Consider the following 20,858-nt stretch of genomic DNA (forward strand, 5'->3'; position numbering starts at 1 on the left):
CGTGTATTGTTCCGTTGCTAATGGGTCGAGCCCTTAAGCCCTCAACAATCCCCTCTGCATTTAACTCAACGTAACCCAATTCGTCTCAACCTTTGCATATCACCGCTCGAAAACAGCGGATCGGCGTGCCATACATGTCAGACCAGATGGCATCGTCCGGCTCCTCCACATTCAGCTTATCTTCAATGGTTAATCCGGTGACAGCCATGATTGTCTCCAGCAGATCAGGGCGCATCTCGGGTACATCGAAGGTGGCGATCAACTGTCCGTTTGGCTTCAGTACCCGGGCGAATTCCCGAAACGCCCGCAGCATTGTGCCTGTATCCAGATGCTCAAGTACAGAGATACAGAACACCCGATCAAACTTACCCGACTCGTACGGAAGCTGTGCCAGATTAGCCTGTGCACGGTGCAATCGGACGAGAGTTGATTCCGGCAGATCCTGAGCGGCTTGCTCGCTAAAATCAGAAACAATATCCAGCCTGATCGCCTCTTCAGACAAAATACGTTCATCCCAGTCACAGGCGTGAACCTCGCGGCAGTGTTCGGCGAGCCAGAATTTGAACGGATGGGAGATGCCGCAGGCTGCATCAAGGACGACATCATCTGGACGCGCAAACCGCCGGGCCCATTCATATTCGTAGGGACGGCTCCACCATGCCGGATGCAGGGGGAAGACCAATGTGTCCGTTTTAGGGTCACTTTGCCTAATGTATCTTGATTCCATGAATTCCGTTGCCTTGGGCGTATCCATCATCCCCGAATTCCCTCCTTTAATCCTGTCTCTGCCAAAAAAGATTCCAACACCGTGCTCCACCGGCTCCGCCACCTGGCCAGATCATAGGACAGTGCAGTCTCTCGCGCATAGATTCCCAGTCGTTCTCGCTCGGCCCGATCCTGTACAAGACGTACGAGTGCGGCGGTTAGTTCCTGCTCGCCAGGAGGTACCAGTAGCCCATTAAAACCATCCTGAATCAGATCATTCAATCCGCCAACATTGGAGGCAATTACCGGAAGTCCACAGCTCATCGCTTCCAGACACGCATAGGAGGTGCCTTCCGAGAACACAGTTGGGATCACAGCGATATCTGCCTGATGGTAGGCCTCCCGAATATCCCGGAAATCATACGTGCGCTGGTTAATTCGCTCCGCATGTGGATGAGTACGATGCCAGTAACGAAAGACTCTCCCGACCGTGCTGCCTTCGACCAGTTCCCCGGCAAATTCAATCTCCAGATCCGGAAAGGCTCCAAGTAGTTTATCTGCCGCCAGCATCATTGGAATAATACCCCGTTCCATGCTGATGCGGCGTGGATAGATAATGCGAATTGGGCGGGGAGAGGTTATACGGGCATCCACAGTTTTCTTTTCAACCTGTCCCTGAATCGGACCATTAACCTGATACTCAGCATCTGCTTCTACTAGAATCTCCGTAGCCCAATCCGTTGAATTCCGGTGATTATGAGCAAACCTATACGTTTCGCCATCTGCCTCGACTTCTTCCAGTTTCGATAACTGTAAATGGAAATCTACCGTTTCTTTCCCCTCTGGTTCTTGATCGCTATCTGTATCCCCACCTCCATCTCTGTTAGCCTTACCACTGTTCGCTCCAGCACCACTAGTTCCATCCTTGCCTTCTACAGCTTGCACCCCTGATATAACTGCACCAACATTTTCTTCATGACTCGCCAGATCATTCTTCCATGCGACAAGCCATTCGTCTTCCTGTTCTTGCTCGAAGGTCCGCGTTGGCGGGGCTGGTGTGAAATAGGACGTATCCACTGCATTGGGAATCAGGACAACCTGTCTTGGATCGGTATAGGTGCACGCAGCTCGGCAAAAGGTCTGGAAATGAGAATCCACGGATACAATGCGCACGAGTCCATCCAGAGCCAGTTGAATATGTTCCGCGACTTGTTGTTTGGTCTCCAGTGGCAGTCCGGGACGATCCCAGTTAATGCCGTGACAGATGCCAAGACTGCCGGGTTTGTAGGTGATGGGTTGCCACAGACAGCTGGCATAGATCACTGGGCCGCGCGCTGCGGCTGCCATCCGATCAAAGGCTTCCGGTACATTATCCATGTCGTACGAATAACCGAATACGTCAATCTGCTCCGTCCGAGTTTGGAATGCTTCAAAATAAGAGAGCTGATGAACCTCGGGAATATGCCCGAGTCCACGGATGACACTGCACAGATCCAGAATGTAGCGTTCCAGTCCACCCCCAAATACACGACCGAATTCCCGGTTGTACCCGTCGGTGAAACTATGCGTCAGAATACTCACCACGCCCATCTCACGGTCCCTCCTTCCAGGGAATCAGCCGAGGTTCCGGATCGAGAATAGACTCGTAATGTGCAAGATTGCCCCACTCACCGCCAGGATCAATGCGCTTGTAACGCAAATATTTACGAACCCGGTCCTCCAGACTGCCGGCCCAGCCGAGATGCTGAACCTTCAGTTCCGTACTGACCCCAGGCAATACAGTGCAGGACAAGGGAAGACGGGGAACGTGATGATTCTGTTGTGGATAAAAATAAGGATATCCAGGCATATACCGTACAAGTGAAGCGGTATGCCGTTTGTGCAGAGACCAGAGATCATCTTCCCGGTAGTGGGTCCGGCCACCCCACATATCGTAGAAACGGAATGCAAACCAGTCCGCATACTCCTGATTAATCAGAGTGCGTATGGCTTTCTTGGCCTCTGAGCTGTACAGCTCATCCGCATCAACCGAGAGCAACCAATCGGGACATGTTCCCGCAGCCGCTTGCCATAAGGTGTTGCGAAGGCGCCATTCCTCGGCGAACAGTGGTTTCTCCAATACCTCCAGACGGACCACCTTTGGATAGGCTTTGCATATGTCCGGTGTTCCGTCTGTGCTGGCATCGTCCACAATCACGATCTCATCCACGAACTCACTCAGATCATGCAATACCTCTTCAAGGTATCGGCCACGTTCATTGCGAACCTGGAGCATGGCGGTCAGCTTGTTGCCTTTGCTTTTGCGAACCCGACGAATGGATAAGGGCTCTTTGAATACACTTGTTTCCTCTTGTGTTATAGCAGCATTCTGTTCTGCCTGACCTTGTGAATCACCCCAGTGATGCACTTGGCTTCGGATGTCCTGTGTTGGTTGTGCATGATCCGGGGTGCGATCGCCATTTCCCAATGCGTCTGTATGTGTTCGATCGACTGTTTCGGTTGGTGTGTAAGTGGTTTCGGTTCGGATATCCCTGTGCACCATTGGCCCATTCAACTGTTGTCTACGCTTCTTCGGGTCCAGCATCATGGCACCTCCCCAAGCAATTGCTGTACAGCATGATCCAACAGCTCCAGCTCCACAATCCGGGCCAGCGCATCTTCATCCTCCAGTGCTGTCTCAAGGAAATGTCGGACTGCCCCGTGTCGTTCCCCTCGCAGTGCCAGCGCACTACCGGATAATTGCTGATAATCCCGGCGACTGGCATCATCCTGAATATCGACTGCATGCACCAGAGCCAGTGCTTCTTCCACACGTCCAGTCTCCTGGTAGATGCGGAATTTCCAATGTCTCGCCGTTTCTCCGCCAAGTTCGTCCAGGATACGCAGGGCGTTTCCGTAATCATCGTTCATACGGAGTAGTTCCGCTCGTACAAGTTGATCTTCTCCTGCCTCAAGCCAGCGACATAACTGTTCATAATGATGCCGTTCTTGTTCATCTGCTGCACTAATGCCGTACACCCGCAGGGCGTCCTCCAACTGTCCAGCCCGGGCATGAATGGCAGACAGGAATCGATAATGTGAGGTTACACAATCACTTCGACCGTTCATGACCGCATGGGTAAAGGCCTCTTGCAACGAATGGACGGCCCGCGGATCTTCAAGCAAGTACTCATAGGCTGCCAGCAAAAAGGATATCGTCTCATGTGCACCTGCTTTGGCACGGAGCTGACGGTAGAAGTCGGCACGTACACTGCATTGAAGCAGCGTGACGCTATCTGGAGTGCCTGACAGGATCTGCCGCAGCGCATGCAAGAAGAGCAGTTCGTAGTCCCGGAGAGCGACTTCGAGATCATCCTTTTGCATCGTACCCGCAGGTGCAGGGTCTTCACCGCCCAGCCAGATAGCGCGTGCACCTTGGAAAAGCAGCTTCATATAACGTGTTTCGGAGGATGTGCCGACCAGATCGGCGATGCCGACCAGTTTGGAAATACTACTCTCCCATAGGGGAGATTCTGCTTCGTTTCCAGCAGGCTCAGGGAGCAGGGCAATACATAGCTCAGGCTCCAGTGAAGCCGCAGCCATTAGCCAGTAGGGATGGGCGACTACGGCCACGGTGCGAGGTTCCAGCAATAGCTGCTCGGCTTCAGGGAGGGAGATGACGGTAATGACCGAAGGTACATCTTCTGTTTGTGTCAGGCTGCTGACATAGTAGACCTCTCCCTCGATCGACAGCAGTGCAGCAATATCGGGATAGGGAAAGGATGACCAGCCTCCTTTGCGAGGGAAGAGAACATACCGGACAGGGGGCTGTCTTGTACTGGCCTTATCCAGGCTGGCTTCGGTGTCTTCACCTGGTAGTGGCGCAGGTTTTTCCATGAATAGTTCACCTCACCTTGACTGTAATATGGAGCGTCATTCGCTCTGCATGTGCTTCATGCTTTCACTTCATATGTAAAGCCCTCACGGTACTTCGCATGATATGCCTGAGACTAACATATGGGCATTCCGTCCTAAACATGAGTATCTTCCATGAATAGATGCAGTTGGCAAGCTGTGATAGAGCTTCCCTACGCTCCAATACTCCATTTATAGCTTCATTCACCTTCTCGGTACTGAAAACCAGATTTTTTGAACACGCACTACAATAGGCTGAATTTTATCTTTTGTGTGACCGAGGTCACTTATTTTTGCTATAACACGTAGATTGTGATAATTCAAGCAGATTCGTCAGGTCGCCGCGCAAGTAGGTTTATCCGGCGGGGAAAGGCAACGGATCGCTCTGGCCCGGCTACTGCTTCGGGAGACGCCTGTTATTATATTGGATGAACCAACCGTAGGGCTTGATCCGATGACCGAACGCGAACTGATGCGGACCATCCTGGACAGCTTGCAAGGCAAGATGATGATCTGGGTCACCGATCACCTGATTGGTGCGGAACAGATGGACGAACTTATTTTTATGGAAAATGGAAAGATTGCCATGCAGGGTTCTCACGAACAATTGCTGGCTGGGGAAGAGCGATATTGCCGTCTCATTGAACTTGATCGGCCAGGATGGACAGGTCGGCAGCAACAAGAACAACCGTTGCCACCGGTAGCCTCGAGATAAGTGTGAGCCTTGAGCGCTGAATCATAACACATAACAAAGAGACGAGCCAAGAAATCTTGGACTCGTCTCTTTTTACATTCCGATATGACCGCTTATATTACGGATACTTACATCTCTACCAGCATCAATATAATGGAAGACAGACAGAGGCAGGTACTAACCAGATAGAGGACAGCAACAACCTGTTTGTGATTCAATCCAGCACGTAGCAACCGATAATGGGCTTGACTTGCATCGGCCTGATAGATCGCTTTACCTTGAATGAAACGTTTGATAACGACAAAGATGTTGTCGAAGATCGGTACACCCAGCGCCAGAATCGGAATGAAGATGGACAACATGGTTGCTTGTTTGAATGCACCATCCAGAGCGATAACCGCCAGAATGAAGCCAAGGAACGTAGCGCCTGCATCACCCATGAACACTTTGGCAGGAGCTTTGTTGTACTTCAGATAACCGATGGTTACACCGACCAGAATGATCGACATGAGTGCGGAATCAGTTTGACCTTTGGCAAGGGCCACGATGAACAGGGTAATTGCCGAGATGGCCGATAATCCGCCAGCCAGTCCGTCCATGCCGTCCGAGAAGTTGATGACTGTTGTCACCCCGAAGATCCACAGGATCGTGAGAATGAATTGCAGCCAGATTGGAAGCATGACATATTCCGCGTTGAAGGGATTCACGAATCCGGTAAACGCAATGCCAGAAGCAAATACGAGTACTGCCGCAGAGACCTGTACGAGCATTTTGGGCAGGGCAGGAAAATCTTTGCCTTTTGTTTTGTACCAGTCGTCGACGGTACCAATCGTTAGCAAAAGCATACCACCAGCGACCAGAGCCGCTGTTTCCCATGTGATTTCTTTCGTCAGAGCAATGTATGTCAGGAAAAATCCAGTAAATATCGCGTAACTCGCCGTGAGCGGGATAGGCTGCCTGTGTAGCTTACGCTCCACATCTTCCCGGGGCTTGTCCACAAAATCGAGCCGGTGAGCCAATCGACCAAGCGGCGGAATAAGCAGAACCACGACAGCAAAAGACACTATAAAAGCCAGTATGTATACCATAAACTCGCTTGTTTCACTCCCATCTACCAATTTCCCCTTATTATACGAGTTAAACAGGAAATCTGTCGATGTCATTATTGTAACCAGACGTACGCAAAGGTGAGCAAAAGTTCAGGTTTTATTGTATTTGAGGAAGATAGGAGCCGAAATAATGTTTTACGGCTTCTGCATGATAGCCATCATCACCTTGCCAGGTTGCTGCAAAGACAAAATCGCTGGAACCACCTTTGCGTTTTCTCGGTTTATCTCCAGGAGCCAGTATGCCGGCTGCCGCCCAGATTTCCAGCAGGGCATCGCGCTCCTGTTTGCTGGAAGGGAAGAGATCCTTCCACTTTTTCTCAAGTGAGCGAGCACTGTCTTTGGGGTCTTCCGTCTGAGCTGCTTCAAGCAGGTTGACCAGGATGGCTTGGTCTTCAGGAGTTACTTCATAGTTTGCATCCTTGTCCTGTAACAGTAATTCCAAATCCATCAGGCAATAGATAAGCCAGCCATGACGCACGCCGCCCCACTTGATCCGTTCAAAGTTCAGGACGTTTAAGTCGACGTTGGAATATTCCTTGTCTGACTGCAAACGCAGGAAGTTACAATCCCCACAGGCACTGGTGTTAGGGTGAAGGGAAGGGCGTTCCGCATAGGTGTGTAAAGGCATGTTCGATGTTAAAGCCCAGCTGGATAATGCGCTGCGTAGATAGACTTTTTTGGTGGACAGACTATGTAGAAATGCCGAAATCACCCGTTCTTTAAACGAGTCATCCTGATGCATGTCGTACAGACGCTGGACAATCTCGTCATGCGTGATCGTGAGTGGATCAAACATAACACCTTTGCTTTTGGCATATTCAAATTCCTCCCCGGAGAAGGGTAGAGAGGTTGTTTTCCAGCCACCACCGCCCCAGAAGGTGCTCAGCAGTATCTTTGCTGCCTTTTTGTCCATATGGTTAGCCTCCTTTATGGGAATTGCAATTATGATCATTGTGATGCTTCTATCTATAAGATTGAACTAAAGAGTAATTAGCCTTGCCACTTCGATGACAGAACAACCTTCCGATCGCTGTTATCCCCCGAATTTTCGATTCACTTTTAAAAGGTGAAATTCTGGTGATAAAGGCGAACGCTCCGCTTCTTCAGGTTATTTCTGCCCTCTACGTTCTTGTCTAAAGGGTTAGTTCAATTTATCTGGGGCCTGTGTTACGTATTCCGCGGTTGTATTCAGAATCATGTTGACGAGACCTGGAAAACGTACGTCTAATTCTTCCTTTCGTAGGGAGTAGAAGTGCTGTTTACCTTCAATGCGCGGCTGGATCACGCCAGCTTCACGTAAAATTTTGATGTGATGGGACAACGTGGATTTGGAAATATGGTCTACTTCGAAGGCGGAACAGTTTTTCTCGCCAGAACTGGCCAGACAATGTGCAATTTTCATGCGGATCGGATCACCCAATGCATTGCAGACCGTGGTCAGCTTCAGTTCCGAAGCCATAGGTATCGTTGGAGTTCTCATATCTATGACGTTAGCATATTCTGACACACCTTTCAATGTTTGAAAAATTTCGAACTATCTCTTGCGGGGAGTATAAGAAGTATGATACATTTCTTTTCAGTTAGTTCGAAAATATTCGAACTGTAAGATTGGAAAACGGCTTTTTATTCTAGGAGGAATATGAATGAGTACTGTAAATACCACTACACTGTTAAACAACTATTTCCGTTTATTTGATGCTTCACGCGCAGACGAGCGCGCCATGCAGGACTTATTGTCCCTGTTTACACCGGATGCAGAGATTGTGCTTAACGGCACCAGCAGATCAGGGTTTGATGGTTTTATGAAGGCTTTTTACGAATACAATAAGGATGTAAAACATATGTGGGACGCGTGGGTGCAACAGCCTGACGGCAGCTACCAAACTAACTGGGCGGTATGTGGACAAGCGGCAGACGGAACGGTATATGCCAAGGCAGGCATTGATATCGCGCGTGTAAATGATGCAGGGCAGATTGTGTACCTGGAGAACGTACAGGCCGACCAGAATGCGTTCAGCAAGTATAATCAGTAATTAAAATCTAGGATTTCGACATCCAATTGGCATTATGGAGACCTAGCGTGATGACCGAAGAAATGTTAAATTCAGTTGAGTTTCTGACCGAGTTTTCGCCAGAGAATCAGGAACTGGAAAAGAGATTCTTCTATTTTAGGACGGTTGCTGTGGCGGCCCCTGGATACTTTAATAGAACATAAAGGGAAGCTTCAAGTATGATGAGAGATAAATTCGATCCATTCTAAATAGAGTTTATATAGTCTGTGCATGAAAAAAAAGCCCATTCCCATATGGATATAACCATGGCGGGGTGGGCCTCTTTAACTTACGGCATCTCGTATTAATTCTAACGAACTGTACACACGCTATTGGAAGGTATTTAGAAAAAGTGATTTTCTAACGAACCACAGACACGTTAATAGGCTAAATTTTCAGTTCTTGTGTAGGTTTTTGCCCATGAAAGCCGATATAAGGTGTCTAAGGTTCGTTAGATTTTGAAAACATGCTATAAACCTCATATAAGACGTCTATGATTCGTTAGACCATTCCATGTTCAACGTTTTGACCCTCCAACGTGTAACATCCCACGCCTTCCCTACCCCTGCATCGTCTTATTCTGAAAAGCAGCGATATCCGCATACTCTTCTTCAAACTTACGGGAGATGCGGATGAAGATCGGCAGCAGTTCCCGGTAGACGCGGACACTGTCCGGGTCAGGCTGGTGCCGGTGCGTTGATCCGATCATGCCGGAGACAGCGCTCAGGGAATCGATGCGGCCAAGAGCATACAAGCCCAGTACAGCTGCGCCGAGGCAGGAGCTTTCAATACTTTCGGGGATGATGACATCCTGATCGAAAATATCGGCCATCATCTGGCGCCACAACTCAGAGCGGGCGAAGCCGCCTGTCGCCTGAATTTTTTTCGGACGGCCAATCTTTTCTTCGATTGCCAGCATGACCGTGTACAGGTTAAACAACACACCTTCGAGCGCGGCGCGAATCATATGTTCTTTCTTATGATGCAGCGTCAGGCCGAAAAACGAACCCCGTGCATTGGGATTCCAGAGCGGAGCCCGCTCACCTGTCATATACGGATGGAACAAGAGACCTTCCGAACCCGGAGGTACGTTTTCTGCGACACGAGTGAGCACTTCATATGGATCGATGCCAAGTCGTTTCGCAGTCTCCACCTCGGAAGCTGCAAACTCGTCCCGAATCCAGCGGAAAATAACACCGCCATTGTTCACCGGTCCGCCAATGACCCAGGCATCCTCCGTGAGCGCATAACAGAAGAAGCGTCCTTTGGGATCGGTCACCGGTTTATCTACGACTGTACGAATCGCTCCACTGGTACCAATGGTCACGGCCACGACGCCCGGATCAATGGCGTTCACGCCCAGATTGGAGAGCACACCATCACTTGCACCGATGACAAACGGTGTGGTTACCGCAATGCCCATCTCCTTGGCGTACTCCGGGTGCAATCCATGTTTCAGCACATGTGTGGTTGGGACCAATCGGGACAAGTGTTCCGGCGTGATGCCCGCCACATGCAGCGCTTCTGCATCCCAGTCGAGTTTCTCCAGATTCATGAGTCCGGTGGCGGAGGCCATGGAGTGATCAATGACGTATTCAGAAAATAATTTATAGAAGACATATTCTTTCATTGATATGAATTTGTGCGTCTGTCTGAACAATTCAGGCTGATCCCGGGTGAGCCACATGATCTTGGTGAGAGGGGACATCGGATGAATCGGCGTACCTGTTCTCAGATAGATTTCGTGACCATTCATCTCCGATTTGAGTACTTCCGTCCACTCGGCACTGCGATTATCTGCCCATGTCATGGCCCGCATTAGCGGTGTGCCGTGTTGATCGACAGGCAGAATGCTGTGCATGGCCGAACTGAAGGATACAAACAGGATATCCTCTGGCTTCACTCCCGCTTTGGACGTGGCCTGTTTAACGGATTCGATGACTGCTTTGAAAATATCTTCCGCATCCTGCTCCGCAATCGCAGGTGTGGGGGTGTGCAGCGGATAATCGGCACTGCCTTGAGCCACAATGGTTCCGTTCTGTTCGAACAAGACGGCCTTGGTGGAGGTCGTGCCGATATCTACACCGATCATATAGGGTGAAGAAGCCATTTTGTCATCCCTCTTTCTTGAATATATAAGTGAATGAATGCTGTTACACGTTAACACTTCGGGTACAGAAAGCCTTCTGATCGCGTAAATGCGAAGCATATGCTTTCGAAGTAGCTTTTCTCTGGAAAGCTTTTAACTCCATTTCTTCAGGCCCTTTCTGTCCCCTTCGTGCACGTGGTGCTATTCATCCAACTTATATGGCATCTGTTAATTCATCTATAGATAAGAATATCAGACTTGAGGGATGGATCAAAATGCCACAATCTTAGTCCTTCACTGCTCCTGCCGCAATATCCGAAATAAACTGACGGCTGATGAACAGGAACATAATGATAAGCGGAATAACGGCGAGCAATGTACCCGCGATAACCATGGCATAGTCTGTATTGTACAGTCCGTTTAATTGAGACAACGCAATCTGCAACGTGTATTTGCGTTCATCCGTCAGGACGATCAAAGGCCACAGATAATCATTCCATACGCCGATAAAGGTGAACGCGCCGAGGAAAGCAAAGGCAGGTCGCAAAATCGGCAACGCCACGTTCCAATAAAGTCGGAAGAAATTACAGCCGTCGATCCGGCCTGCATCCAGCAGATCGTTCGGAATCGACTCCGTGGCATACTGGCGAATCCAGAAGATACCGAAGGCGTTCACCATGCCCGGAATAATAAGGGCTTTGAAGGAACCGACCCAGCCGAACGTTGCCATCAGCACGAAGGAAGGCACCAGCGACAGCTGGGAAGGTACCATCATGGTTGCGAGCAGCAAGATGAAGAGCCACTTTTTTCCGGGAAACTCAAACTTCGCAAACGCAAACCCCGCCAGTGAGTCAAAAAACAGTACAAGAATGGTCACAAGGCCTGACACAAACAACGTATTCAGAAAGGCGCCCCAGAAGTCAATCTGCTGCAACACCCGCGTGATATTATTCCACAGTTCGCCCCCGAACCAGAGCTGGGGTGGAAACTTGTAGATATCGGACGTTGTCCGGGTAGACATTACAATCAGCCAATAGAACGGGAACATGGATATGAGCATGCCCCCGATAAGACCGGTATACAACACCAGCGATTTGAGGTGTTTGGTCGCCATGTGCGCTCCCCCTTATCACATCAGGATGATTTGCCTTGAACAAGCTTCCAGTTCACAATCGAGAACAGGGCGATAATGAGGAACATGCCCCAACCAACGGCAGCGCCATATCCGAAGTAATTGTTAATGAAGGATTCACGGTAGAGGTACAATACAATCGTCATGCCTGCTGCACCTGCGCCACCATCATTACCTACCAATACTTGAGGCTCAGTGAACAGCTGCATACCGCCAATCGTTGATGTAATGACCGTAAACAGGATCACAGGACGCAGCATCGGAATTGTAATTCGGAAAAAGGACTGTATCGCTGATGCGCCATCAATCTTGGCCGCTTCGTATAATGTCTGCGGAATACTTTGAAGTCCGGCCAGATAGATGACGGCGTTATATCCGGTCCAGCGCCAGACTACCATGGAGGAGATTGCGACTTTAATGCCCCATGGTGCATTAAGCCACTCCACAACCGGTAGCCCAACCGACTGCAACAGATAGTTGAGAAAGCCATAATTGTTGGCAAATAAAGCACCGAAGATAATGGCTACCGCCACGATGGACGTGACGTTTGGCAGGAAATAACCGACCCGAAACAGGGTGCGGAACTTCACAAATGGTGCATGTAGCAGAAAGGCAATAATCAGGGCGAAGAAGAGCATCGGAATCGTCGAATAGATCCAGATCATGAACGTGTTACCCACGGCTTGCCAGAACTCGGCATCGGTCAGCATGTATTTGAAATTGTTGAATCCGTTGTACGTCATGACACCGATGCCATCCCATTTATGAAAAGCCAGATAGAGTGAGAATCCGATCGGGAACAGGCCAAACACCGCAAACAGAATATAAAACGGCGATATCGCAACATAAAGTGCACGATGTTCCCACATTCTCGCCCATAGTGACTTCTGCCGATCCAGATCAGGTCTTGCATTTCCGGGATCGGGAGTAAGACGAGGTTCAGTTACAGCCATATGAATTCCTCCTTTGCGGATAACGAAACCACACGTTCTTCAGGTTAACGCTGCAATTCCCGCTCGACGCGGTGTACCGTATCTGTCCAGACCTGCTGTGGATCGGCATTTTGCTTCGCGACATCATTCAGCCGCCGGGTGATAATGTTGTGTACGGATGGGTATCGTTCGCCAAAGAAAGCATCCGGCACCTCCTGTGCCGATTCGGCAAATACAGGCCCTGTCGCCTGTCCACCGAAGAAAGGTTCTTCTTCTTTCATGGCAGGATCATCAAACACACCTGGTGCAGAAGGGAAAAGGTTCAATGTCTGGTATTGTTCCAGTTGATTTTCGGGACTTTGCAGCCAGCGAACCAGTTCAAAGGCTTCCTGAGGATGTTCACTCGACTTCAGGATAGACAGGAATGATCCTCCGTTGTTGCCATCTCCCTCTGGTGCCCGAGCGACCCGCCATTTCCCGGAGGTGTCCGGAGCGGCTTCCTGAAGCACTTGTTTCATCCAGACGGCACCTACAAAAGAGGCGATTTCGCCATTATTCATCGCGGCGTTCCAGCTTGGAGTCCAGCCATCTGCATTGGCTAGCAGTCCCTTCTCTTTGAAAGCAACGGCCGTATCCCAGCTCTTGCCCACAATAGGGGAATCCATGCCGATAAAGGACCCGTCCGGCCGGAAATAACGCTCCGCAGACTGCGATATGACTTGATTGTAAACGGTTGCAATATTGTCGGTTAGAAAAACCTTGCCTCCGAATTTTTCCTTGAGCTTTTCTCCGGCAGCAGCATATGCATCCCAGCTGTTGATCTGGCGTGTAACATCTTCGGGATCAGATGGCAATCCGGCTTCCTTGAACAGATCTTCTCGGTAGAAGAGGGCTGTTGGGCCCGTATCCATCGGGAAACCGATCATCTGTCCGCTTGGCGTAACACCTTGCTTCCATTTCCACGGCAGATATTGGTCTTCAATATCTCCTGCACCGAGATCATACAGATTATAGAAACGGTCCTCACTTGGGAATAGCTCCATGATCCAGTCGTTCAATGCTACAATGTCTGGTTCACCTGAGCGTGCAGCGAGTGTTGTTTTGAGTTTTGCTTTGAAATCACCGCCGATTTTCTGAGCTGTCAGTTCGATATTGGGGAACTTTTCCTTAGCCCTGGCAATCAACTTATCATCGATGGAACGATTCCAGTACCATAATGTAAGCGCTACCTTTTTGTTGTTCGCTGAATCGTCCTGTCCGGGCCAGATGGAGCATCCGCTTATGAGCAGGACGCAGACCATCAGTATGGCTGTCCAGCATGTTCTTTTCCGGCGGATCATGTGTATTACCCCCTCATCATTAAGTTCGAGGCATGAAGTGCTTTGGACTACAACATTAGTGTATGAGCAGTTTATAAACTCATACCCAATATTCCTGAAATGAAACACATATTTGTGTCGGTTGCGTAACATAAATTGGGTAGTTACTTTAAAAATAAAAGTTACTTGACACATTATAATTTTTATTCTAAACTAACTTACATAAAGTAACTAATGATGATGAGAATAATATAGATACGTACTATATAACGTCCAAGTGATCCATTTTCGCTTTGGATGCGAATCAATCAACATACAAGTTGGCCTAAACAGGAGGAACGACAATGATCAATTCACATATTATTCAACTGCTTGCCCCCAAAATTCAGACTTTTCCGAGTGGAAAAGAGTTCATATACCTGGTGGGACCAATCAAGCTACCGGTTAACCTCGATGGGGAGACCAAGACATTCCAGTGGTACAGCTGGATGAAATCGGACAAAGCGATGGAGAGCGGCAAGTTAATCGAATCCCTTGCTGAGGCTGAACTAGCAGAGCGTCAACAATCCAGTGTTCTGGTGTATGGTGACTTTGCTGAAGCACAAGAAGCGCTGATCCGGATGCATAGCATCTGTCATACAGGCGACATCTTTGGCAGCAAACGTTGTGATTGTGGCTTCCAATTGGAGCAATCCATGAAAATGATCGCCGCTCATGGAGCGGGTGCACTGTTCTATCTTGCGAACCATGAGGGACGTGGCATTGGTCTGTTCAGCAAAGCCATGGCATACATTTTGCAAGAAGAAGGTCTGGATACAGTAGATGCGAACTTGCAGCTCGGATTCACAGACGATGCCCGCAATTATGACGATGCGATTGCCGTATTGCGTGCGCTTCGCTCCGCACCGGTTACATTGATCACCAACAATCCACGGAAGCTGGCTGCCTTGCAGGAAGCGGGATTAAATGTGGGTGGACGTGTGCCACTATGGGGAGATCGCTCTGCTTTCAACGAGAAGTATCTGCAAACGAAAGTGAATCGTTCCGGTCACTTGGCAGAAAGTGATGGTTGGGCTGGGGCAGAGACGCTGCTTCCACATGCGCAGGCTTAATCATTATTTATAGACTTATACGATTAGCTGATTAAGCCGTTGTTGTACTCTCTGTTATGGAGAAGTACAGCAGCGGCTTTTTGGTATGGATGACAGGGTAGCGATCAGGTTTTTCTGATTCATGGAATGGCTTGCCGTTCCCACAGTGCGGATTATACAATATAGTCATCTGATGAATGCGGGAGGAACCAAGGTGCCATTTGAGGGACAACGTATATTGCCGGCTGCAAAGAGCATGAAGCAGTTTGAAGCGATGATTGAAGGCCCTTATACCTATGGGGTGATGCTGGAAACCCATATTGCACAGCTTCAGAGTGTAATGGACGAGGCGCGGCGATATGACAAAAAGATACTTTTGCATGCAGATTTGGTTCAGGGTTTAAAAAACGATGAGTATGCGGCAGAGTATCTGTGTCAGCACATTCGCCCGGCAGGACTGATCTCTACGCGAGCGAGTGTCATTCAGAAGGCAAAGCAGAAAGGCATTACAGCGATTCAACGTATTTTTCTGCTGGATACCCATGCACTGGAGAAAAGTTATCTGTTGCTGGCCAAAACCCAACCTGATTATATTGAAGTATTACCTGGCGTCATTCCGCATATTATTGCGGAAGTATCTGTGCGTACAGGGATACCCATTATTGCAGGGGGATTGATCCGTTCACCGGAAGAGGTTGAACTTGCGCTTGGCGTCGGGGCTACGGCAGTGACCACATCCAACGTAGATCTGATCCGACATTTCGAGAAATCGCTTACACCTTAAAAAGAACCCACAACAGGAGGTTGGCTGTATGGAAAAATATATATTGGCTCTGGATCAGGGAACAACAAGCTCCCGAGCTATTCTGTTTAACCGTGGCGGAGAGATCGTGCACATTGCACAGCAGGAATTCCCTCAGTATTTCCCCAAACCGGGGTGGGTAGAACAGAATGCCAACGAAATCTGGAGCTCCATTCTTGCCGTGATGGCTTCATGTCTGGCAGAGAGCGGAATTAAGCCTGTCCAGATTGCCGGAATTGGAATAACGAATCAACGTGAGACCGTTGTGGTATGGGACAAAGAAACAGGCAGACCCATCTATAATGCAGTGGTATGGCAATCCAGACAGACCGCAGATATCTGTGAAGAACTGAAGACACAGGGTCTCGGGGACCTTTTCCGCCGTAAAACAGGATTGCTGATCGATCCCTACTTCTCGGGAACAAAGGTGAAGTGGATTCTGGATCATGTCCCTGGTGCCCGGGAGCGGGCAGAGAAGGGTGAACTGCTGTTTGGCACGATTGATAGCTGGCTGATCTGGAAACTGAGCGGGGGTACACATGTCACGGATATATCCAATGCCTCACGTACCCTGATCTATAACATCTATGATCTGCAATGGGATGACGAATTGTTGGATATCCTCGACATTCCCAAGACTATGCTGCCAGAAGTACGAGGTTCATCCGAGGTGTATGCACACACAACAGACTATCATTTCTTCGGTCATCGGATTCCGATTGCGGGAGCAGCAGGAGATCAACAGGCAGCGATGTTTGGTCAGGGCTGTTACACCAAGGGCAGTATGAAAAATACATATGGTACCGGTTGTTTCATGCTTATGAATACGGGAGAGAACCCGGTACAATCCAATCATGGACTGATTACAACGATTGCCTGGGGGATGAATGGCAAGGTTGAATATGCGCTCGAAGGCAGCATTTTTGTTGCAGGTTCAGCGGTTCAGTGGCTGCGTGACGGATTAAGGATGCTTCGCTCTTCAAAAGATAGCGAGGATTACGCCTCACGTGTGCCTTCGACAGACGGCGTTTATATGGTACCTGCATTTGTGGGACTGGGCAGTCCGTATTGGGATAGTGAGGTTAAGGGTGCGGTGTTTGGCCTGACCCGAGGCACGACAAAGGAACACTTTATCCGTGCTACGCTTGAGGCGTTGGCGTATCAGACCAAAGATGTACTGGGGGCAATGGAATCCGACTCGGGTATTCCCGTGCATGCTCTGCGTGTGGATGGCGGGGCGGCGGCCAATGATTTTCTCATGCAGTTCCAGAGTGATATTCTGGGCATTCCTGTCGAACGCCCAACCGTGAATGAAACGACTGCATTGGGTGCGGCTTATCTGGCAGGATTGGCGGTTGGATATTGGACGAGTGCGGATGAATTGACGGATCATGAAAATACGGAGCGTGTCTTCCAGCCTGTTATGGCTGAGCAACAACGAACAGAACTATATACAGGCTGGAAGCGTGCAGTGAATGCAGCAATGGCTTTTAAATAAAAGAAATGAGATGAATATTTCTTGGTGTGGGTATTTGTACTTTTTAACTAAACATATGTTATAAATGATATTTACTGGTGGAAAATGATTCATGATTTACAGGGTTATTCTTCCTGGAGAAGGCAAAATATATACCCACTATAAGGAAAAAAATAAGGTTAGTGGATTCATTTGAAATTCCATCCTTTGGCAGAACAACTTTTTGAATTTTTTTTGAATAATGTGTCATTTCAGGACTTCACGCCGTCAAAAATCTGTGATAGGATAAAGGCACAAGTTAAAAAAATGATGTCTGGAGATCGGGAGGGACCACGTGCCGCTCAGCAATTGCTGAGCGAATGACGTGGTCCTTTTTTTGTTTTTTTACGGAAAAATTGAGAAAATCAATAGGAGGTTCAAGAATGACAGAAACGTTCTCGTCAGCACACCGGACCGAATATTTGCAAAGCATGGCGAATGCACATTTTGACGTATTAATTATTGGTGGTGGGATTACAGGCGCAGGGATTGCACTGGATGCGGCATCCCGTGGATTGAAGACAGCGCTTGTAGAAATGCAGGATTTTGCAGCAGGTACATCCAGTCGTTCGACCAAGCTTGTCCATGGTGGATTACGTTATTTGAAGCAATATGAAGTGAAGATGGTTGCTGAGGTAGGACGGGAGCGGGCTGTAGTTTATGAAAATGGGCCACATGTGACAACACCGGAACCGATGTTGTTACCGATCTATACGGCTGGCACGTTCGGCCGCTTCAGCACATCCATTGGACTGATGGTGTATGATCGGCTTGCCGGGGTGAAGCGCAGTGAACGGCGCCAAATGTTGAATGCTGGAGCGGTGTCAGATAGAGAACCTTTATTACGCAAACAGGGGTTGTTGGGTGGTGGACTCTATGTGGAGTATCGGACTGATGATGCCAGGCTCACCATAGAAGTTATGAAAGAAGCTGTCAAACGTGGGGCACAGGCAGTGAACTACGTCAAGGCGAAAGGTTTCCTGAAGGAGAATGGCAAGATTACAGGTATTGAAGCCGTGGATCAGATCGACGGTCAGGCATATATGCTGAAAGCAAGCAAGGTGATCAACGCTTCCGGTCCCTGGGTGGATGGGTTACGGGAATTGGATGGTTCACGCCAGGGGAAAACACTTCAGATGACCAAAGGCATTCATTTGGTCTTTGATGGTGAACGATTCCCATTAAGACAGGCCGTCTATTTTGATACACCAGATGGTCGAATGGTATTTGCTGTCCCACGTGATGGCAAAACCTATGTAGGAACAACCGACACTGTATATCAGGATGATCCTGCACACCCGCAAATTTCCGACTCGGATCGCGATTATGTGATTGATGCAGTTAATGGCATGTTTCCAGATGTACACATTGGTACCGGGGACGTGGAATCCGGATGGGCGGGTGTACGTCCACTAATTCATGAGGAAGGCAAGAATCCTTCCGAAATATCACGTAAAGATGAAGTCTGGGTATCCGAATCCAATCTGATTACGATTGCTGGGGGCAAGTTAACCGGATACCGTAAAATGGCCGAGATGGTTGTTGATCTGGTCGCACGCCAGATGGAGCAGGAGAGTGGGCATTCCATAGGCCCTTGCGTAACGATGAAGATGCCGATTTCCGGCGGTGATGTAGGGGGATCGGCTGGATTTATATCGTATGCGGAGCACAAGATCAAGGACGGTGTTGCCCTCGGGCTTGCCCGACCTGCTGCGGAGCGGCTGGTTCGCACGTATGGTTCTAATGTGGAGGCACTGTATGAGCGAATGCCCGATCCACGCACCAAGTCCGAGCTTCATGGCATGCCACAGGAGCTATTGCTGATGCTGCGTTACGCAATTGATGAAGAGATGGCTGTAACCCCGTCTGACTTTTTGGTACGAAGAACAGGTGATTTATTCTTCCGTATTGATGAAGTTCGTCGCTATAAGGCAGCAGTTATCTCGTATATGGCAGGTTGTTTGAACTGGTCTGAAGAGGAAGTGGTTAAACATACACAGGAACTGGATCAGCTGTTGCTGGAAGCATCCGGCAAAATCTAAGGCAGGATTTCAAGATCGAGAGTCGAATGGAACATGTAAGCGTGTAACATAGAGAGGGGATTACATCCATGACATTACAGATCGGAATCATTGGAACAGGCTGGTTCAGTAAGGTACACGCGGATATTCTCGCACGGATGGAAGGTGTTCGTGTTGCGAGTGTCTGTGGAACATCGCTCGAAAAGGCAGAGGCTATGGCCTCCGTTTATGATGCTGTTGGTTACGGGGAACTTGAACATATGCTGGAGGGTGAGAAGCTGGATGCGGTGTATATCTGTGTGCCTCCGATGTCTCACGGATCGATTGAGTCCGAATTAATCCGCCGCGGTATTCCATTCCTGGTGGAGAAACCGTTGAGTACTGGAATGGACGTTCCACGTCAGGTGTTGGATCAGTTGCAAAAGAGCGGATTGTTAACCTCTGTAGGATACCATTTCCGTTATCAGGAGGCCGCGCAGGTCCTGCAGCAATCAATGAAAGAACAGACGGTCGGCATGGCTCTTGGCCGCTGGATGGGCGGAATGCCAGGGGTCGCCTGGTGGCGGCGTCAGGACGGTTCAGGAGGGCAATTCGTAGAGCAGACTACACATATTGTAGACTTGCTTCGGTATTGTGCAGGAGAAGTTACGGAGGTATATGCTGTAGCAGCTCAGCGAAGCATGCATGAGAAGCATGAGCATGTGACCGTAGCCGATGTGGCGAATGTGACGCTTAAGCTGGAAAGTGGAGCGATTGCCAGTATCGCCAATACATGTCTGTTGCCAGACGGAGAGGGCGGCGCAGGACTCCAGTTCTACACGGATGCAGGTGTGTGGGATTGGACGCCGGAACGTTTGCTTCTGCCAAGTGCCGCAAAACATGCGATGGCAGGTCTGGAGATTCCGGCAGGACATAATCCATACGAGCGTGAGAATGAAGCGTTCATTCACGCCCTGCGTACGGGAGACCGTTCACGGATTCTGTCCGATTATGCGGATGCCTGTCGTACACAGGAGATTACTACGGCGGCCTTGGCATCGGCAGATTCCGGTCTGCCTGTACAGCTTCAGCCTTCAAAACATCTCTCTCATTAAAAGGTTGAAGGTAATATAAATACGCCTGAATCAGGGAATGATCCGCAGATCAGCCTGATTCAGGCGTATTTGTGTTGAGTAGAGATTATTAAGTAGCAATTCAACTACTCGGATTTCTGCTGTTTCAACCAGTCGGATGACCAACTGTAGATCTGATCAATGACAGGTTCAATGGCTCTGCCTTTCGGTGTCAATTCATACTCTACACGGGGAGGTATCTCGGGAAACATGTGTCGGGTTACGATACCTTCCGTCTCCATTTCCTTCAATCGCTCCGATAAAAGTCGTCCACTGATCGCCATCTCTGCTTCAAGCTCCGTAAACCGCTTGGGTCCGGACAACAGTTGGTACATGATTAACAGTACCCACTTCTTGCCTATGATGTCTATGGCTTGAGTGATCATACAGG

General features: G+C 49.2%; 18 protein-coding genes and 1 pseudogene. 7 read left to right on the forward strand and 12 right to left on the reverse strand.

The features are described 5' to 3' along the window. Positions 1-85: 85 nt before the first annotated feature. The 4 genes from ACDJ59_RS27725 to ACDJ59_RS27740 are packed head-to-tail and all read right to left on the reverse strand — an operon-like array spanning position 86 to position 4,581. Positions 86-757: a class I SAM-dependent methyltransferase gene (locus ACDJ59_RS27725; protein ID WP_413406888.1), complete on the reverse strand. Its 672-nt coding sequence runs from the start codon at positions 755-757 to the stop codon at positions 86-88. Then, positions 754-2,295 (reverse strand): glycosyltransferase, encoded by a 1,542-nt coding sequence (locus ACDJ59_RS27730; RefSeq protein WP_413406889.1) that lies wholly within the window; start codon positions 2,293-2,295, stop codon positions 754-756. The genes ACDJ59_RS27725 and ACDJ59_RS27730 overlap by 4 nt, the downstream gene beginning before the upstream one ends. A 1-nt stretch (position 2,296) precedes the next feature. After that, a complete protein-coding gene (locus ACDJ59_RS27735; RefSeq protein WP_413406890.1) occupies positions 2,297-3,292 on the reverse strand; it encodes a glycosyltransferase in 996 nt (331 codons plus the stop codon). Continuing rightward, positions 3,289-4,581, reverse strand: a complete 1,293-nt coding sequence (locus ACDJ59_RS27740) for a tetratricopeptide repeat protein (protein ID WP_413406891.1) — start codon at positions 4,579-4,581, stop codon at positions 3,289-3,291. The genes ACDJ59_RS27735 and ACDJ59_RS27740 overlap by 4 nt, the downstream gene beginning before the upstream one ends. 376 nt (positions 4,582-4,957) lie before the next feature. On the opposite strand from ACDJ59_RS27740, the pseudogene ACDJ59_RS27745 reads away from it, so the two are divergent. Next, positions 4,958-5,314: pseudogene (locus ACDJ59_RS27745) on the forward strand (ATP-binding cassette domain-containing protein); the annotation flags it as partial. A gap of 107 nt (positions 5,315-5,421) precedes the next feature. Here the strand turns inward: ACDJ59_RS27745 and ACDJ59_RS27750 are convergent. From ACDJ59_RS27750 to ACDJ59_RS27760, 3 genes are all read right to left on the reverse strand, one after another. Next, a complete protein-coding gene (locus tag ACDJ59_RS27750) occupies positions 5,422-6,381 on the reverse strand; it encodes an MraY family glycosyltransferase (protein WP_062836785.1) in 960 nt (319 codons plus the stop codon). Between the two features lie 118 nt (positions 6,382-6,499). Continuing rightward, a complete protein-coding gene (locus tag ACDJ59_RS27755; protein ID WP_413406892.1) occupies positions 6,500-7,315 on the reverse strand; it encodes a hypothetical protein in 816 nt (271 codons plus the stop codon). Between the two features lie 228 nt (positions 7,316-7,543). After that, the gene (locus tag ACDJ59_RS27760) at positions 7,544-7,882 is read right to left on the reverse strand and encodes an ArsR/SmtB family transcription factor (protein WP_413406893.1); all 339 of its coding nucleotides are present in this window, start codon (positions 7,880-7,882) and stop codon (positions 7,544-7,546) included. Positions 7,883-8,045: 163 nt separating this feature from the next. Between ACDJ59_RS27760 and ACDJ59_RS27765 the strand changes: the two genes are divergently transcribed. After that, a complete protein-coding gene (locus ACDJ59_RS27765) occupies positions 8,046-8,435 on the forward strand; it encodes a nuclear transport factor 2 family protein (RefSeq protein ID WP_413406894.1) in 390 nt (129 codons plus the stop codon). A gap of 577 nt (positions 8,436-9,012) precedes the next feature. Here ACDJ59_RS27765 and gntK read toward each other — a convergent pair. From gntK to ACDJ59_RS27785, 4 genes are all read right to left on the reverse strand, one after another. Further along, complete coding sequence (gene gntK, locus ACDJ59_RS27770) at positions 9,013-10,563, reverse strand: gluconokinase (protein ID WP_413406895.1); 1,551 nt, start codon at positions 10,561-10,563, stop codon at positions 9,013-9,015. Between the two features lie 265 nt (positions 10,564-10,828). Next, positions 10,829-11,656: a carbohydrate ABC transporter permease gene (locus tag ACDJ59_RS27775; RefSeq protein ID WP_145324733.1), complete on the reverse strand. Its 828-nt coding sequence runs from the start codon at positions 11,654-11,656 to the stop codon at positions 10,829-10,831. 20 nt (positions 11,657-11,676) lie between these two features. Further along, the gene (locus ACDJ59_RS27780) at positions 11,677-12,543 is read right to left on the reverse strand and encodes a carbohydrate ABC transporter permease (protein ID WP_091013252.1); all 867 of its coding nucleotides are present in this window, start codon (positions 12,541-12,543) and stop codon (positions 11,677-11,679) included. Positions 12,544-12,671: 128 nt separating this feature from the next. Beyond that, a complete protein-coding gene (locus ACDJ59_RS27785; RefSeq protein ID WP_413406896.1) occupies positions 12,672-13,946 on the reverse strand; it encodes an ABC transporter substrate-binding protein in 1,275 nt (424 codons plus the stop codon). Positions 13,947-14,269: 323 nt separating this feature from the next. On the opposite strand from ACDJ59_RS27785, the gene ACDJ59_RS27790 reads away from it, so the two are divergent. The 5 genes from ACDJ59_RS27790 (at position 14,270) to ACDJ59_RS27810 (ending at position 20,449) form a co-directional block, all read left to right on the forward strand. After that, the gene (locus tag ACDJ59_RS27790; protein ID WP_413406897.1) at positions 14,270-15,037 is read left to right on the forward strand and encodes a GTP cyclohydrolase II; all 768 of its coding nucleotides are present in this window, start codon (positions 14,270-14,272) and stop codon (positions 15,035-15,037) included. A 193-nt stretch (positions 15,038-15,230) separates the two neighbouring features. After that, positions 15,231-15,800 carry a glycerol-3-phosphate responsive antiterminator gene (locus ACDJ59_RS27795; RefSeq protein ID WP_413409928.1) on the forward strand — a complete coding sequence of 190 codons (570 nt, stop codon included), beginning with the start codon at positions 15,231-15,233 and terminating at the stop codon, positions 15,798-15,800. Between the two features lie 28 nt (positions 15,801-15,828). Beyond that, positions 15,829-17,316, forward strand: coding sequence for a glycerol kinase GlpK (gene glpK / locus ACDJ59_RS27800; RefSeq protein ID WP_413406898.1), 1,488 nt, complete (start codon positions 15,829-15,831; stop codon positions 17,314-17,316). Positions 17,317-17,717: 401 nt separating this feature from the next. Next, positions 17,718-19,376 (forward strand): glycerol-3-phosphate dehydrogenase/oxidase, encoded by a 1,659-nt coding sequence (locus tag ACDJ59_RS27805; RefSeq protein WP_413406899.1) that lies wholly within the window; start codon positions 17,718-17,720, stop codon positions 19,374-19,376. A gap of 68 nt (positions 19,377-19,444) precedes the next feature. Continuing rightward, entirely contained in the window at positions 19,445-20,449 is a 1,005-nt protein-coding gene (locus tag ACDJ59_RS27810) for a Gfo/Idh/MocA family protein (RefSeq protein WP_413406900.1), read from the forward strand. Positions 20,450-20,553: 104 nt separating this feature from the next. Here the strand turns inward: ACDJ59_RS27810 and ACDJ59_RS27815 are convergent, their stop codons facing one another. Then, entirely contained in the window at positions 20,554-20,853 is a 300-nt protein-coding gene (locus ACDJ59_RS27815) for a winged helix-turn-helix transcriptional regulator (protein ID WP_026081419.1), read from the reverse strand. Positions 20,854-20,858 lie beyond the last annotated feature (5 nt).

Origin of the sequence: Paenibacillus amylolyticus, from assembly GCF_047302515.1 — a bacterium.
Classification (GTDB): domain Bacteria; phylum Bacillota; class Bacilli; order Paenibacillales; family Paenibacillaceae; genus Paenibacillus; species Paenibacillus amylolyticus_G.

Excerpts from the sequence above, each read along its gene's own strand:
- ACDJ59_RS27760 (WP_413406893.1), bottom strand. The coding sequence starts at position 7,882 with ATGAGAACTCCAACGATACCTATGGCTTCGGAACTGAAGCTGACCACG.
- ACDJ59_RS27740 (WP_413406891.1), bottom strand. The coding sequence starts at position 4,581 with ATGGAAAAACCTGCGCCACTACCAGGTGAAGACACCGAAGCCAGCCTG.
- ACDJ59_RS27810 (WP_413406900.1), top strand. The coding sequence starts at position 19,445 with ATGACATTACAGATCGGAATCATTGGAACAGGCTGGTTCAGTAAGGTA.
- gntK (WP_413406895.1), bottom strand. The coding sequence starts at position 10,563 with ATGGCTTCTTCACCCTATATGATCGGTGTAGATATCGGCACGACCTCC.
- ACDJ59_RS27775 (WP_145324733.1), bottom strand. The coding sequence starts at position 11,656 with ATGGCGACCAAACACCTCAAATCGCTGGTGTTGTATACCGGTCTTATC.
- ACDJ59_RS27735 (WP_413406890.1), bottom strand. The coding sequence starts at position 3,292 with ATGATGCTGGACCCGAAGAAGCGTAGACAACAGTTGAATGGGCCAATG.
- ACDJ59_RS27725 (WP_413406888.1), bottom strand. The coding sequence starts at position 757 with ATGATGGATACGCCCAAGGCAACGGAATTCATGGAATCAAGATACATT.
- ACDJ59_RS27780 (WP_091013252.1), bottom strand. The coding sequence starts at position 12,543 with ATGTGGGAACATCGTGCACTTTATGTTGCGATATCGCCGTTTTATATT.
- ACDJ59_RS27790 (WP_413406897.1), top strand. The coding sequence starts at position 14,270 with ATGATCAATTCACATATTATTCAACTGCTTGCCCCCAAAATTCAGACT.
- ACDJ59_RS27815 (WP_026081419.1), bottom strand. The coding sequence starts at position 20,853 with ATGATCACTCAAGCCATAGACATCATAGGCAAGAAGTGGGTACTGTTA.
- ACDJ59_RS27750 (WP_062836785.1), bottom strand. The coding sequence starts at position 6,381 with ATGGTATACATACTGGCTTTTATAGTGTCTTTTGCTGTCGTGGTTCTG.
- ACDJ59_RS27805 (WP_413406899.1), top strand. The coding sequence starts at position 17,718 with ATGACAGAAACGTTCTCGTCAGCACACCGGACCGAATATTTGCAAAGC.
- glpK (WP_413406898.1), top strand. The coding sequence starts at position 15,829 with ATGGAAAAATATATATTGGCTCTGGATCAGGGAACAACAAGCTCCCGA.
- ACDJ59_RS27730 (WP_413406889.1), bottom strand. The coding sequence starts at position 2,295 with ATGGGCGTGGTGAGTATTCTGACGCATAGTTTCACCGACGGGTACAAC.
- ACDJ59_RS27765 (WP_413406894.1), top strand. The coding sequence starts at position 8,046 with ATGAGTACTGTAAATACCACTACACTGTTAAACAACTATTTCCGTTTA.
- ACDJ59_RS27785 (WP_413406896.1), bottom strand. The coding sequence starts at position 13,946 with ATGATCCGCCGGAAAAGAACATGCTGGACAGCCATACTGATGGTCTGC.
- ACDJ59_RS27755 (WP_413406892.1), bottom strand. The coding sequence starts at position 7,315 with ATGGACAAAAAGGCAGCAAAGATACTGCTGAGCACCTTCTGGGGCGGT.